10 protein-coding genes and 1 tRNA gene are annotated in these 14,197 nt (G+C 73.7%); 5 read left to right on the forward strand and 6 right to left on the reverse strand.

The window, feature by feature from the left end; all coding sequences use genetic code 11:
- Positions 1 to 16: 16 nt before the first annotated feature.
- Positions 17 to 2,341 (reverse strand): SCO7613 C-terminal domain-containing membrane protein, encoded by a 2,325-nt coding sequence (locus tag OG534_RS29850; RefSeq protein ID WP_326592142.1) that lies wholly within the window; start codon positions 2,339 to 2,341, stop codon positions 17 to 19.
- A 152-nt stretch (positions 2,342 to 2,493) separates the two neighbouring features.
- On the opposite strand from OG534_RS29850, the gene OG534_RS29855 reads away from it, so the two are divergent.
- Positions 2,494 to 2,565 (forward strand) — tRNA-Val (locus OG534_RS29855).
- 91 nt (positions 2,566 to 2,656) lie between these two features.
- On the opposite strand, the gene OG534_RS29860 is transcribed toward OG534_RS29855, so the two are convergent.
- Complete coding sequence (locus OG534_RS29860) at positions 2,657 to 3,382, reverse strand: 3'-5' exonuclease (protein ID WP_326592144.1); 726 nt, start codon at positions 3,380 to 3,382, stop codon at positions 2,657 to 2,659.
- A gap of 221 nt (positions 3,383 to 3,603) precedes the next feature.
- On the opposite strand from OG534_RS29860, the gene OG534_RS29865 reads away from it, so the two are divergent.
- Both OG534_RS29865 and OG534_RS29870 read left to right on the forward strand, forming a co-directional pair.
- Positions 3,604 to 4,206, forward strand: coding sequence for a DUF4365 domain-containing protein (locus tag OG534_RS29865; RefSeq protein WP_326592145.1), 603 nt, complete (start codon positions 3,604 to 3,606; stop codon positions 4,204 to 4,206).
- Positions 4,206 to 5,447 (forward strand): hypothetical protein, encoded by a 1,242-nt coding sequence (locus OG534_RS29870; protein ID WP_326592146.1) that lies wholly within the window; start codon positions 4,206 to 4,208, stop codon positions 5,445 to 5,447. The genes OG534_RS29865 and OG534_RS29870 overlap by 1 nt, the downstream gene beginning before the upstream one ends.
- A gap of 300 nt (positions 5,448 to 5,747) precedes the next feature.
- On the opposite strand, the gene OG534_RS29875 is transcribed toward OG534_RS29870, so the two are convergent.
- A complete protein-coding gene (locus tag OG534_RS29875; protein ID WP_326592147.1) occupies positions 5,748 to 6,215 on the reverse strand; it encodes a GNAT family N-acetyltransferase in 468 nt (155 codons plus the stop codon).
- Between the two features lie 720 nt (positions 6,216 to 6,935).
- On the opposite strand from OG534_RS29875, the gene thrS reads away from it, so the two are divergent.
- Both thrS and OG534_RS29885 read left to right on the forward strand, forming a co-directional pair.
- Positions 6,936 to 8,912, forward strand: a complete 1,977-nt coding sequence (gene thrS, locus OG534_RS29880; RefSeq protein ID WP_326592148.1) for a threonine--tRNA ligase — start codon at positions 6,936 to 6,938, stop codon at positions 8,910 to 8,912.
- A gap of 82 nt (positions 8,913 to 8,994) precedes the next feature.
- Positions 8,995 to 9,555 (forward strand): HIT family protein, encoded by a 561-nt coding sequence (locus OG534_RS29885; protein ID WP_326592149.1) that lies wholly within the window; start codon positions 8,995 to 8,997, stop codon positions 9,553 to 9,555.
- Here OG534_RS29885 and OG534_RS29890 read toward each other — a convergent pair whose 3' ends face one another.
- From OG534_RS29890 to OG534_RS29900, 3 genes are all read right to left on the reverse strand, one after another.
- A complete protein-coding gene (locus tag OG534_RS29890; RefSeq protein ID WP_326592150.1) occupies positions 9,556 to 9,957 on the reverse strand; it encodes a J-domain-containing protein in 402 nt (133 codons plus the stop codon).
- A 50-nt stretch (positions 9,958 to 10,007) separates the two neighbouring features.
- Positions 10,008 to 11,675, reverse strand: a complete 1,668-nt coding sequence (locus OG534_RS29895) for a hypothetical protein (RefSeq protein ID WP_326592151.1) — start codon at positions 11,673 to 11,675, stop codon at positions 10,008 to 10,010.
- 141 nt (positions 11,676 to 11,816) lie between these two features.
- Positions 11,817 to 14,012, reverse strand: a complete 2,196-nt coding sequence (locus OG534_RS29900; RefSeq protein ID WP_326592153.1) for an elongation factor G-like protein EF-G2 — start codon at positions 14,010 to 14,012, stop codon at positions 11,817 to 11,819.
- Between the last annotated feature and the right edge of the window lie 185 nt (positions 14,013 to 14,197).

Below are 14,197 nucleotides of genomic sequence, written 5' to 3' on the forward strand. Positions count from 1 at the left end.
CCGGGCCTCTGGCGTTTCACCGGAGCCGGCCGATCGCCTCCCGCAGCCGGCGGGCGTCGCGCAGCCGCTTCTCGTACGTCGCCCCGACCATCAGCAGCAGCAGGCCCGCCAGGGCCGGCGGCACCCAGCGCGGCAGCGCCCCCGCCACCTGCACCACGTACGGGGCCAGCTCGTGCAGCGCCACCGCCGCCAGAACCGCGCCGCCCAGCAGCAGCGGGGCCTGCAGCCGCCGGTGGGCGCCCGCCAGGGTCACCGCCAGCGCGGCCGCGCCCAGCAGCAGCGGACGCGTCCAGCCCGGGTCCCCCCAGGCCGCCACCAGGCTCGGCAGCAGGGTCGCCGCCAGGCCCGGGCCGTACGCCGTCCAGGACGAGGCCTGCGGGTCCCTGCGGCGGCGCAGGAAGCCCACCACGAGCGCCGGCACCGTGACCGGCAGCGTGTAGGCCTCCGGCGCCGTGACCCCGGCCTCGGCCAGCCGCACCCAGGTCGCCGCCGCGAACAGCGCCCCCGCCGCCCAGCCCAGCACGCGCCGCTCCGGCCGCACCGCGGCCCCCGCGCAGACCACCCCGGCCAGCGCCAGGACCAGCGCCAGGGTCCCGGCCCGCCCGGCCGACAGGGCCACCGCCAGGGCGCCCGAGACCGCCGCCGCGATCTCGACGGGCAGCCGTACCCCGCCCAGCCGCGGCCCGAGCGCCGCCACCAGGGCCGGGACCGCGAGCACCGGCAGCGCCCACCAGACCACCGCCAGGTCCGTCACGGCCCCCACCGCCACCAGCACGCCCGTGGCGTACCCGACGGCGCACACGGCCGCCCCGGCGCGGACCGGGTGCGGAGCGGGCCCGTACGCCGCTCCCGCCGCACAGGCCGCGCCCAGCAGGCCCCAGACCGCGAAGGTCGCCGCCCGGCCGTCCAGCGCGCCCACGGACACGTTCGCGGCGCCCACCAGCGCGCACACGGCCGCCGCGATCCCGGCCCCCCGCACCGGCGAGCGCAGTGCGAGGACACCCGCCGCGCCCGTCACCGCGAGCTGCGCGGCGAACTCGGCCGCCACCGGGAACCCGAGCAGCACCGGGGCCGTGAACAGCCCCGCCCAGGCCAGGACCACCGCCACCACCGCGGGCTCCGGCCGCGCCAGTACCCGCGACAGCCACCAGGCCGCCCCCGCCGAGATCAGCAGGGCCACCGCGACCGCGGCCCCCGGCCCGCCGGACTCCCGCGCCGGAGTGGTCGACGCCCAGACCTCCTCCAGCACCAGGAGCCGGGCCGGCAGGGTCGCGGCCGCCGCCACACCCGCCACCAGCGCCGCCAGGGCCGCCGCCAGCGCCCCGGCCCGGGCGAGCCCGCGCCGCACCGCCGCCGGGAGCGCCTGGACCCGTACGGCCGCCAGCAGCGGCAGTGCGACCAGCAGGTGCGCCACCACTGCCCACGCGGGGGTCAGGCCGTGCCGGGCCACACCGCCCAGGGCCACCACCGCCGCCAGACCGCCCGCCAGCGCGGCGGCCCATGCGCGAGGCTCACGCCAGGCCACCGCCGTACCCAGGGCCGCGCCCGCCAGCAGCAGCGCCGCCGGAGCCACGGCCTGCGCCGCCGAAGCAGCCGACCCGGACTGCGCCACCCCGATCAGCAGCGCCGCCGTGCCCAGCACGGCCGCCGGGACCGCCGCCGCCCGGGCCCGCAGGGCGAGCGCCGCGTCCAGCGCCGCCGTCGCCAGCAGCGCCCAGCCGAGCGCCGACGGACCCGGCTGCCAGGCCAGCGCCGCCAGCGGCAGCGGGAGCTGGGCCGCCAGCACGGCCGCCGGCAGCGGGATCCGCAGCGTGCGCAGGACCGAGCCGTACCCGGCCCACACCGCCGCCAGCACCGCGGCCGCGCCCGCCGCGTAGGCGGTGCCGTCGGAGTCCGGCATGCCGACCGCGTACAGCGCGTACGCGTCCAGCACCGTCAGCAGCAGTCCCACCGCGGCGACCGACTCCGCCGTCGACCGCAGCCCGCGGCGCAGCAGCAGCGCCGGTGCGCCGAGCGCCGCCGCCGTCACCGCGGCCAGCACCACCGAGCGGCCGGCGATCCCCAGGGACCCCCAGCTGACCAGAGTGAACGCGAGCGCGGCGACCCCCAGCAGCACGGCGCCCAGGGTGAGCAGCACGTTCTGCGCGCTCGGGGCGGTGGCGTCCTTGGTGGGAGTGGCGGGCGCGGCGGGCCCCCAGTGAGCCGGAGCGGGGCCCGGCTGGTGCAGCAGGCGCAGCAGCCAGTCCCGGCGGCCCAGCAAATACAGCCGGCGGGCATCGAGTTGGGTCAGCTCGCGGTCGATGAGCGCCAGCTCTTCGGCCGGCGGCAGAGGGGTGTTCATATGCGGAGTGTGGCGGCGGTCACGCAGTCAGGACATGGGTGTGCGTACTCAGATGTGCCCTGAGTAGGTACGGGGTGCGCGGCCCGGCCGGCCGCCGCGGGGGAAGCGGTTTGAACCAGCCCCGAGCCTTCTGTATTGTTCAGTGCGTTCCCGGGCGATTAGCTCAGCGGGAGAGCACTTCGTTCACACCGAAGGGGTCACTGGTTCGATCCCAGTATCGCCCACCGGGACAGGCCGGTCCGTCGATGACGGACCGGCCTTCCGCATGTCCGGGGGTCTCGCCGAGAGCCGACGGCCCGCCCCCCGGGGTCCGTTCTACGCGGCCGTCGACAGGTCCGGCCGCAGCGGCCAGTGCGGATCCACCGCCTCCGGCGTCCCCTGCCGCGCGAACCACGCCTGCAGGCCGCGCGCCTGCGCCGCGTGCCACACGGCCTGCAGCGTGTGCAGCTCGGCCGGCGACAGCCGCTCCAGGCGGGCCGCGAACCGCCGCCCCACCGCCCGCACGAGCTCCAGCGAGGCCAGCGCGTCCGCCGCCGCGTCGTGCGCGCCCTCCAGCTCTATCCCGTAGTGCGCGCACAGGTCCGTCAGCGTCCGACGGCCCTTGCGGTACCGGTCCAGGTGCTTGTCCAGCACCCGCGGGTCCAGCACCGTCAGCGGCCGGTTCTCCAGGTACCGTGACAGCGAAGACGCCCGGTGCCGGCGCAACTCCCGGTCCAGCAGCGTCAGGTCGAACGGCGCGTTCATCACCACCACCGGCCGTCCCGCCACCTGCTGCTCCCCGAGCGAACGGGCTATCTCCTCCACCACCGGCGCCGGCCAGCGCCCGTGGCGCTGCAGGTGCTCGTCGGTCAGTCCGTGCACTTCCGTGGCACCCGGGGGGACCGGAATGCCGGGATTGACCAGCCAGCGCGTGGTGCGGACCCGGCCGCCCGCGCACTCCTGGACGACGAGCGCGGCGGACACGATCCGGTCCTGCTCGACGTCCACCCCTGTGGTCTCCGTGTCGAATGCGGCCAGCGGGCCCTCGTACCAGCGTGTCATGGCGAACTCCTCGTCCCCGGTCGGCAGATGGGGCGCATCCGGGCACCGCCGCCTCGGAACGTGCCGCCCCTGCCCGAATCGGTGATACCCGGGCTGTTTGCCCCGTACGCCGTTTGCGGGGACCCGGGTGCGGAGACAACATCCTTGGGGGGCCGTACACATGACCGGTCGTCACCCCACCCACCACCGACGGCAGAGCCGGAAGGCATGGGGAGCCGGCCATGGCGCTCGCGCAGCCCGAACAGGGCGGGGTGCTGGCGGGGCAGATCGATCCGCGGACCGGTACGCCGGACGACGCGCGGAGCGGACCGCTGCGCGGCACACTCGCCACCACCGCCTGCATGGAAACCCTTCAGGTGGGATACCTGCACGCCGTCGCCGCCGCGGCCGGCTGCTCGCTGTCCCAGCCCTTCCCGGACAACGGCATCGACTGGCACGTCAGCCACGGCGCCCCCGAGCACGTCGTCGACGACGAGGTCACCATCAAGGTGCAGCTGAAGGCGACTTACCAGATACCGCCGCGGCCGCCCGGGCCCACCTTCGCCTTCACCCTCGACAACGAGCACCTGGTGAAACTGGCCCGCACCCCGGTCGCCGTCCACAAGATCCTCGTCGTGATGCTCGTCCCGCGGGACCGCGACCAGTGGCTCGCCGCCGGGCACGACCGGCTCGACCTGCGGCACTGCTGCTACTGGACCAATCTCGCCGGACACCCTGTCACCGGCCGGCGCCGGACCACCGTTCGGATCCCGACCACACGGATCTTCGACGACCGGGCGCTGTGCGAGATCATGACCCGGGTCGGGTCGGGAGGGACACCCTGATGCACTGGCATTCGCCGAACCTCGAACCGCTGCCGTCCCCGGAGTACGGCGGATTCGCGGACTCCGCGCACCCCGCCGCACCCGACCCCGCGCAGGTCGACCCCGCCGTGCTCGGTGCGCTGCTGCACCGCCACGGCTGGCTGCGCCGGGGCGGGGCCGCCGGACGCTACGGGCGCTGGACCCCGCCCGCCACCCACCCGACGGCCCGCGAGGGCACCAGCCTGCTCGTCCCCGAGAGCCGGACCTTCCCCGACTGCGCCGACCTGCTCGAAGAGGCGCTCACCGCGCTCTCGCGCAGCGCGCTGCCGTCCGCGCGGGAGGTGCTCTACGGGCTGAGCGTGCCCAGCGACGAGATCCGCTGGGACCGGGAGATCCCGCCGGGGGCGTACGGACTCCAGGGCGAGGCCGCGTGGACGGTGCAGGAACAGCTGCGCTCGGCCGCCCGGCAGCTGCTGCTGGCCGGAGCCCTGGCCGCGCGGGCGAAGGCCGGGTACTACGGGTCCCGGCACCGGGCACAGGCAGAACGGGCCCTGGACGGAGTCCTGGTGGGGCCGCATCCGGGCGGCCGGCGGCTGACCGCGTACGTTCCTGTGGACGGCGGGCGGGGCGTCACGACCCGGCTGCACCACGCGCTGCACGCCGCCCGCGAGGCCGTGGACTACCAGCGGGCCACCGGCGGCATGGAGGCCTTCGACGCCGCCGTGCAGGCCGGGGTCAGCCGGGAGCTCGCGGAGGCGCTGATCGCACTGGTCCGGGGCTCGGAGGGGGCCCGGATCGCGCTGGCCTGGGCGCCGGCGGCGGGGGTCCCGGCGGGGTGCGCGGCCCGGCCGGAGCCGGTGGAGTTCTCGCCGGGCGACCTGCCCGTGCTGCGGGACGCGGCGGCGCGCTACACCCGGGACGAGCCGGCCGTGCAGGTCCGCGTCGCGGGGGCGGTGGTCCGGATGCGGCGCTCGGCCCCGGGGGGCGGGGGCACGGTCCGGCTGCGGGTCCTCGCCGGGGCGGAGGTCCCGTACATCCGGGCGGCGCTCGACGAGGAGGCGTACCGGGTGGCGGGCCACGCGCACCTGGTGGGCCTGCCGATCCGGATCAGCGGGCGGCTGCAGCGGCGGGGCGGGTTCCGTCGGCTGACGGATGCGGTGGATGTGACGCCGGTGCCGATGGACGAGGTCGAGCGGGATCGGTTGATGAAGGCGCTGGACGACGCGTTCGACCCCGAGGACGTGCTGCCGGCCGACGAATGAGGCCGCGGCGCCGCTGCCGGGGGCGCCGCCCCCGGACCCCCGCGCCTCAAACGCCGGCGAGGCTTGAAAGACCGCCTCAAACGCCGGCGAGGCTGAAAGATCGCCTCAAACGCCGGCGGGGCTGGGTGTGGCCGACGGGGCTGGGTGGGCGTTCGGTGGGGCTGGGTGGGCGTCCAGCAGGGCTGGGTGGGTGTCCGGCGGGGCTGGATGGGGAGTCCGGCGGGGCTGGATGGGAGTCCGGCGGGGTGGGAAGGGCGTCCAGCAGGGCGGGGAGGGCGGAGGTGCTGGTAGGGCGCTGCCTCAGACGGAGGTGAACGACGCCATGGTCAGGCCCGGGGCGGGGGAGAAGTCCGGGCCGCGGGTGAAGCCGAGGCGTTCGTAGAGGGTCACCGCGGGGGTGTTGGCGGCGCCCGTGGTGACCTCGACGCGGCGACCGGGGAAGAGCTCGGTCAGCGCGTGGCGCAGCAGCAGGGAGGCGACGCCGCGGCGGAACCAGGCCGGGGCCACGCACAGCCGGTCGATGCAGGCGCCGCCGTCGGCCTCCTCCTCCCAGGCGAGGAAACCGGCGAGCTCCCCGTCCTCGGAGACGGCGCCGACCCAGTTCAGGTCCTGCGCCCGCATCCGAGCCAGGCTCTCGCCCAGCGCCGGGATGCCGTCGAAGCCGATCAACTCCGCCTCGACGGCGTACGCGGCCCTTCCGACTCGGTGCACGGCGGCAGCGGTGGCGTCATCGGCCAGGTCCAGCGGGCGGATCTGCGGGCTCGGCATACGGCCCAGGCTACCGACGGCGAAGCGGGGGCCGGGGCTTCGGGGTGGGGTGGGGACACTCCGGGGTGTCCCCGCAGGTCGAGCGAACCCACCGCCGACCAGCGGGCCGGTCGGGCTCAGGGTTCGCGAGCCGAGGAGACACCCCGGAGGGGCCCCGCCCCACGACCCGTCTGCGTCGGCCGGCCAGCGCCGGGCCCGTCTCTTGACGCACCCCCACGTGGGCCCCGTCCCACGACCCGTCTGCGTCGGCCGACTGGCGCCGGGCCCGTCTTCTGACGCACGTCCGCGCTGGGCCCCGCCCCGCGATCCGTCTGCGTCGGCCAGCCGGCGCCGGGCCCGAGTTCTGACGCACCCCCACGTGGGCCCCGTCCCACGACCCACCTGCGTCGGTCGACCGGCGCCAGGCCGGTCTCCTCACGCACGTCCACGCCGGGCCCCGCCCCGCGCCCCGTCTGCGCCGGCCGGCCCGCGCGGGGCCTGTCTTCTGACGCACCCCCGCGCCGCGGTGCGGCTCGTGCGGCCCCGCGATGGGCCGCGGCCCGCGCGCCTCCGGTCCGGGGGCCCGGGCCCGCAACCTGCGGCCGGCGCAGGTCGGCCGGGGGACCGTGGGGGGTCGACCGGGCCGGCCCGGCAGTAACCGTTTAGCGGCTCAGCCACTCCGCTCGGTACGATTCAGGCGCGCAGTGTTCGCTCGCGCATCCCCTGAGTCAGGAGAGACCGGTGTCAGACGTCCGTGTGATCATCCAACGCGATTCCGAGCGGGACGAGCGCGTGGTGGCCACGGGCACTACGGCGGCGGAGCTCTTCGCCGGCGAGCGCACCATCGTCGCCGCCCGCATCGCCGGTGAGCTGAAGGACCTCGGCTACGCGGTACAGGACGGCGAGACCGTCGAGCCGGTGGAGATCTCCTCCGAGGACGGCCTCAACATCCTGCGCCACTCGACCGCGCACGTCATGGCGCAGGCCGTGCAGGAGCTCTTCCCCGAGGCCAAGCTGGGCATCGGCCCGCCGGTCCGCGACGGCTTCTACTACGACTTCGACGTGGCCCGGCCCTTCACCCCCGATGATCTGAAGACCATCGAGAAGAAGATGCAGGAGATCCAGAAGCGCGGCCAGCGCTTCTCCCGCCGCGTGGTCACCGACGAGGCGGCCCGCGAGGAGCTCGCCGACGAGCCGTACAAGCTGGAGCTCATCGGCATCAAGGGCTCCGCGTCCACCGACGACGGCGCGAACGTCGAGGTGGGCGGCGGCGAGCTGACCATCTACGACAACCTGGACGCGAAGACCGGCGAGCTGTGCTGGAAGGACCTCTGCCGAGGCCCCCACCTGCCCACCACCCGCAACATCCCGGCCTTCAAGCTCATGCGCAACGCGGCCGCCTACTGGCGCGGCAGCGAGAAGAACCCGATGCTCCAGCGCATCTACGGCACCGCGTGGCCGTCGAAGGAGGAGCTGAAGGCCCACCTCGACTTCCTCGCCGAGGCCGAGAAGCGCGACCACCGCAAGCTCGGCAGCGAGCTGGACCTCTTCTCCATCCCGGACGAGATCGGCTCCGGCCTCGCCGTCTTCCACCCCCGCGGCGGCATCATCCGCCGGACGATGGAGGACTACTCGCGCCGCCGGCACGAGGAGGAGGGCTACGAGTTCGTCTACTCCCCGCACGCCACCAAGGGCGCCCTCTTCGAGAAGAGCGGCCACCTGGACTGGTACGCGGAGGGCATGTACCCCCCCATGCAGCTCGACGGTGGTACCGACTACTACCTCAAGCCCATGAACTGCCCGATGCACAACCTGATCTTCGACGCGCGCGGCCGCTCCTACCGCGAACTGCCGCTGCGCCTGTTCGAGTTCGGCACCGTGTACCGGTACGAGAAGTCGGGCGTCGTGCACGGCCTGACCCGCGCCCGTGGCTTCACCCAGGACGACGCGCACATCTACTGCACCCGCGAGCAGATGGCGGAGGAGCTCGACCGCACGCTCACCTTCGTGCTGAACCTGCTGCGCGACTACGGTCTGACCGACTTCTACCTGGAGCTGTCCACCAAGGACCCGGAGAAGTTCGTCGGCTCGGACGAGGTCTGGGAGGAGGCCACCGCCGTCCTCCAGCAGGTCGCCGAGAAGCAGGGCCTCCCGCTGACCCCCGACCCGGGCGGCGCGGCCTTCTACGGCCCGAAGATCTCCGTGCAGGCGCGCGACGCCATCGGCCGGACCTGGCAGATGTCGACCGTCCAGCTCGACTTCAACCTGCCGGAGCGCTTCAACCTCGAGTACACCGCCCCGGACGGCTCGCGCCAGCGCCCGGTCATGATCCACCGTGCGCTGTTCGGCTCGATCGAGCGGTTCTTCGCCGTGCTGCTGGAGCACTACGCGGGCGCCATGCCGCCGTGGCTGGCCCCGGTCCAGGCCGTCGGCATCCCGATCGGCGACGGGCACGTCGAGTACCTGCAGGAGTTCGCCGCGGCGGCGAAGAAGCAGGGCCTGCGGGTCGAGGTGGACGCCTCCTCCGACCGCATGCAGAAGAAGATCCGCAACCACCAGAAGCTCAAGGTCCCGTTCATGATCATCGTCGGTGACGAGGACATGGCCGCGGGCACGGTCTCCTTCCGCTACCGCGACGGTTCGCAGGAGAACGGCATCGCCAAGGAGGAGGCGCTGGCCAAGCTGGCCAAGGTCGTCGCGGACCGCGTCCAGGTCTGATCCAGGCCCGGTCCGTACGACGAGGGCCCCCGGGAAGTGATCACTTTCCGGGGGCCTTCCTCGTCCGTGAAGGCAAGGTCATATGCTTGCCGCCATGACGACTGAGCCGGAGCAGCAGATCGGTGTGGGCACGCAGGACGCGTTCCAGCGTCTGTGGACGCCCCACCGGATGGCCTACATCCAGGGGGAGAACAAGCCGACCGGCCCGGAGGCCGGGGACGGCTGTCCCTTCTGCGGGATTCCGGAGATGTCCGACCAGGACGGCCTGGTCGTGGCCCGGGGCCGGCACGTCTACGCCGTGCTGAACCTCTACCCGTACAACGGTGGCCACCTGATGGTCGTCCCGTACCGGCACGTCGCCGACTACACCGAGCTGGACTCCCCGGAGACGGCCGAGCTCGCCGACCTCACCAAGCGGGCGATGGTCGCGCTGCGCAAGGCGTCGGGGGCGCACGGCTTCAACATCGGCATGAACCAGGGCGCGGCCGCCGGGGCCGGCATCGCCGCGCACCTGCACCAGCACATCGTGCCCCGCTGGGGCGGGGACACGAACTTCATGCCGGTCGTCGGCCACACCAAGGTGCTGCCCCAACTCCTGGCGGACACGCGCCAGATGCTCTCCGACGCCTGGCCCGTCGACTGATCAGTCCGTGCGCGCCGCGCGCCACGCCGCCAGTACGGCGTCGACGTCGAACTCGGTCAGGCCCAGCGGCGGCCCCGGCGGGGGGCGGCGCAGGGCCGCGCGGATCTTCTCGTTGACCGTCGTGAGGATGTCCCGCACCTGGCGCTCGGAGCGGGCCGCGAGGGCGGCCTCCCGCGCGTCCTCCGCCTCCTTGCGCAGCGCGAGCGCCGGAGGCAGGACGGCGAAGCCCTCGCGGTGCATCTTGCCCTTGATCCACCACAGCTCGTCGTAGGGCGCGTCGAGCGAGGCCAGCGGCTTGCCGTAGCCGGGCAGGCTCTCGAAGTCGCCGCGCTCGGTGGCCTGTCGGATCTGCCGGTCGACGAAGGACTCGAAGCTGACGCCAGGCGGTTTGCGCTCGGTCACGGCCGCTCCTCCCGATCGTGCGGATGACCTTCCCCGCGCCTCCAGCCTACCTACGCGTCGTAGACGTCGGCCTTGCGCGGCGACGGTTCCTGGATGAGGCCGCTCATGATCGACGAGCGGTTGGTGAAGCGGTCCGTGTCGACGCCGTTCTCCTCCAGCACCTTGAAGGTCGCCGCGTGGATCGACCGCAGGACCGGGGCCACCGTGCGCAGGGCGTCGTCCGCCATGAAGCGGTGGCGCCACATCGAGCTCGCCCAGACGTGCCGCAGTCCGAAGGGCTCGGGCAGGACCAGCTTGCCGCCGAAGAAGTCGAGGACCGGCGGGTACCAGGTCAGCGGGGCCCGCACGGCCAGGCGGACCACCTCCTGGGTGTCCACCAGGGGCAGCGGGCGCTCCACGGTCTCCCAGAAGCGGATGCTCTTGGGCACCTCCACCACCGGGGCCTTGGACTTGGTGGTGAACAGGCCGTGCACGGGGCCCAGGGCGTGCGCGGTGACGTCGACGCGCAGGGTCTTGTAGAGCACGGTGACGGTGACCAGCATGTTGATGACCAGCTGGCCGTCCCAGAGCGGGTACTGGATCCCCAGGTAGTGCCGGTTGCCGGCGTTGAACTGCTGCTCGTTGCAGATCCGGGTGATCTCGTGCGGCTTGATGAGGAAGGCGTCGACGTTCTCGCCGGTGGGGCGGGCCACCTCGCCGGCGCCCTCGCCGACCGGGGTGACGATCCAGTGCTGGATCGCGGCCGGCGGGAAGCCGCCGGTGTGCAGGGGGCCCCGCTCCAGCTTGCGGAGCTGGGCGTCGATCGCGCGGACCACGTCCCAGCTGCGGAAGGGGTGGATCTCCATGCCCTCGCTCTTGGGGGCGAGCTCCTCGGCCATCTGCCAGCTGCCCCAGCGGGTGCCCATGCCGAGGATGCCCTTGGGGCCCGCGTAGAAGACCTGGTTGCTGCGGTCCTCCGCGGTGAGCTTGGCGAGCTGGTGGCGCAGGTCCTCGCGCGCCTTCTCGTCGGGGTTGCCGGGCACGGCCTCGGGGATCTTGGCGCCGACCCCGTCGCCGGACAGCAGCCCGTCCCAGCGGGCGCGCAGGTCCCGGGCGGTGGCCTCGCAGGTCCGGCGGGCGAGCAGCCAGCCCAGGACCGGGGCGATGATCATGCCGCGGGTGTAGAGGCCGAGGAAGCCGGTGAGCGGCAGCCGGAACATCAGGACGGCCACCACGATGCCGACGCCGACCAGGAGCACGGTGCCCAGCCACGAGCTGTGCTTGCCGCCACTGGAGGACAGGCTCTTGCGGAGCTGGAAGAGGCCCAGCCACAGCAGCAGACCGGGCAGGAACAGCAGGCCGCAGACCAGCATGATCAGCCGGAGCCTGCGGTCGCGGTCCTTGCGGATGTGGGAGGCGGCCAGGCAGTGCTCGACCACGGTCTGCGGATCGGCGCCGAAGGACTGGATGAGCGCCTTGCGGCCCGGGCCCAGGGTGCGGGCCTCGACGGCCCGGCAGAAGGCCTCGCCGAGGCTCGGCTCGAAGAGGGAGAGCTTCGGGAGCTTGACCGTGGCCGGGTGGTTCTCGCTGTTCGCGCCGAGTATGGCGTCCAGCTTCGTGTCCTTGCCGCCGTCGCGGTACGCGGCCGAGGCGAGGGCGTTGGTCGCCGCCGTCTGCCCCCCGCCGCCCTGCAGCGGAATCTGCGCTCCGGGCCTGAAGTCGAATCCGTCGTCCGCCACCGCTGCCCCCATCGCTGTGCGTTCGTGCTCTTTTGGTGCGCCGATGAGCCTATCGGCGGATCTCGCCCCGTGGTCATGGGACAGGGAAATGCCGCCCACCGCAAGCTGGTTGGGTGGGCGGCCTCCCCGGTCCTATGTCAACTAGCTTCCCTTCTCGGCCTGTTCACGCACCTTTTCCGCGATCTGGGGCGGCATCGGCTCGTGCCGGGCATAGGCCCGGGCGAAGCGGCCGGTGCCGTGCGACACGGAGCGCAGCTCGACGGCGTAGCGGCCGATCTCGATCTCGGGGATCTCGGCGCGGACCCGGGTGCGCCCGGGGCCGGCCTGGTCGGTGCCCACGACGCGGCCGCGACGGCCCGCGAGGTCGCTCATGACGGGGCCGACGTACTCGTCGGGGATCAGGACGGCGAGTTCGGCGACCGGTTCGAGCAGGTCGATGCGGGCCTCGGCGGCGGCTTCGCGCAGGGCGAGGGCGCCGGCGGTCTGGAAGGCCGCGTCGGAGGAGTCCACCGAGTGCGCCTTGCCGTCGAGGAGGGTGATGCGCACGTCGACGAGCGGATAGCCGGCCGCGACCCCGCGGGCGGCCTGGGTGCGTACGCCCTTCTCCACGGACGGGATGAACTGGCGGGGCACCGAGCCGCCGACGACCTTGTCGACGAACTCGATGCCGCTGCCCGGCGGGAGTGGCTCCACCTCGATCTCGCAGATGGCGAACTGGCCGTGGCCGCCGGACTGCTTGACGTGCCGGCCGCGCCCGGCGGCCTTGGCGCCGAAGGTCTCGCGCAGGCTCACCCGGTGCGGGACGGGGTCGACCTGGACCCCGAAGCGGGTGCGCAGCCGCTCCAGGGCGACGTCCTGATGGGCCTCGCCGAGGCACCACAGGACGACCTGGTGCGTGTGCGGGTTCTGCTCCAGCCGCATGGTGGGGTCCTCGGCGACGAGCCGGGCCAGGCCCTGGGAGAGCTTGTCCTCGTCGGCCTTGCTGTGGGCCTCGATGGCGAGGGGGAGCAGCGGGTCGGGCATGGTCCAGGGCTCCATCAGGAGCGGGTCGTCCTTGGCGGAGAGGGTGTCGCCGGTCTCGGCGCGGGTGAGTTTGGCCACGCAGGCGAGGTCCCCGGCGATGCACCGGGTGAGGACGCGCTGCTGTTTGCCGAAGGGGGAGCTGAGGGTGCCGATCCGCTCGTCGACGTCGTGGTCCTCGTGTCCGCGGTCGGCGAGGCCGTGCCCGCTGACGTGGACGGTCTCGTCGGGTTTCAGGGTGCCGGAGAAGACGCGCACGAGGGAGACGCGGCCGACGTAGGGGTCGGAGGAGGTCTTGACGACCTCGGCGACGAGCGGGCCGTCGGGATCGCAGGTGGCGGCGGGCCGGGCGGTGCCGTCGGGGCGGGTGACGGTGACGGCGGCGCGTTCCAGGGGGGTGGGGAAGCCGCCGGTGATCAGTTCGAGGAGCTCCACGGTGCCGAGGCCCTGGCGGGCGCCGTCGGCGGCGGGAGCGGCCATCAGGACGGGGTGGAAGGTGCCGCGCGCGACGGCCCGCTCCAGGTCGTCGACGAGGGTCTTGATGTCGATGTCCTCGCCGCCGAGGTAGCGGTCCATGAGGCTCTCGTCCTCGCTCTCGGCGATGATCCCCTCGATGAGGCGGGCGCGCGCGTCCGTGATGAGGGAGAGCTCGGCGGGGTCCGGGTCGCGCTCCACGCGCTCGCCGGAGGAGTACGCGTAGACGCGCTGGGAGAGCAGGCCGAGCAGGCCGGTGACCGGGGCGTGCCCGTCGGGACCGGCGGGGCCGTGCAGGGGCAGGTAGAGCGGGACGACCGCGTCGGGGTCGTCCGCGCCGAAGATCTCGCCGCAGACGGTGGTCATCTGCGCGTAGTCGGAGCGGGCGGCCTCCAGGTGGGTCACGACGATGGCGCGGGGCATGCCGACGGCCTCGCACTCGTCCCAGACCATGCGGGTGGCCCCGTCGACCCCGTCCGAGGCCGAGACGACGAAAAGGGCCGCGTCCGCGGCGCGCAGACCGGCCCTGAGTTCCCCGACGAAGTCGGCGTATCCGGGGGTGTCCAAGATGTTGATCTTTATCCCGCCCCATTCGACGGGGACGAGGGACAGCTGGACGGAACGCTGTCGGCGGTGCTCGATCTCGTCGTAGTCGGAGACGGTGGCGCCGTCCTCGACCCGGCCGGCCCGGTTGACCGCTCCCGCTGTCAGGGCGAGCGCTTCGACCAGCGTGGTCTTGCCGGATCCGCTGTGGCCGACCAGCACGACATTCCGGATGGCGGAGGGGCGGTCGGCCGTCGGTGCCCTGCCGGCGGCTCCGGCTTGGTGTGATGTGGCTCCCATGATGATCGTGCCTCCCGGTGGTGACGGTGAGGAGGGTGGGTTCCTTGATCGGTTCCTTGATCGGTCTTCGATCCGCATGCCCGGGCTGATGCCCGGCGGACTCCCCGGCGGAGGAAACCGGGGTTCTTCGAGCTTTGCACTGGTGTCACACCGCGTCCATACGTCGTACCGGAGGCGTACCCGGG

It is taken from the genome of Streptomyces sp. NBC_01294 (assembly GCF_035917235.1).
Lineage (GTDB): Bacteria > Actinomycetota > Actinomycetes > Streptomycetales > Streptomycetaceae > Streptomyces > Streptomyces caledonius.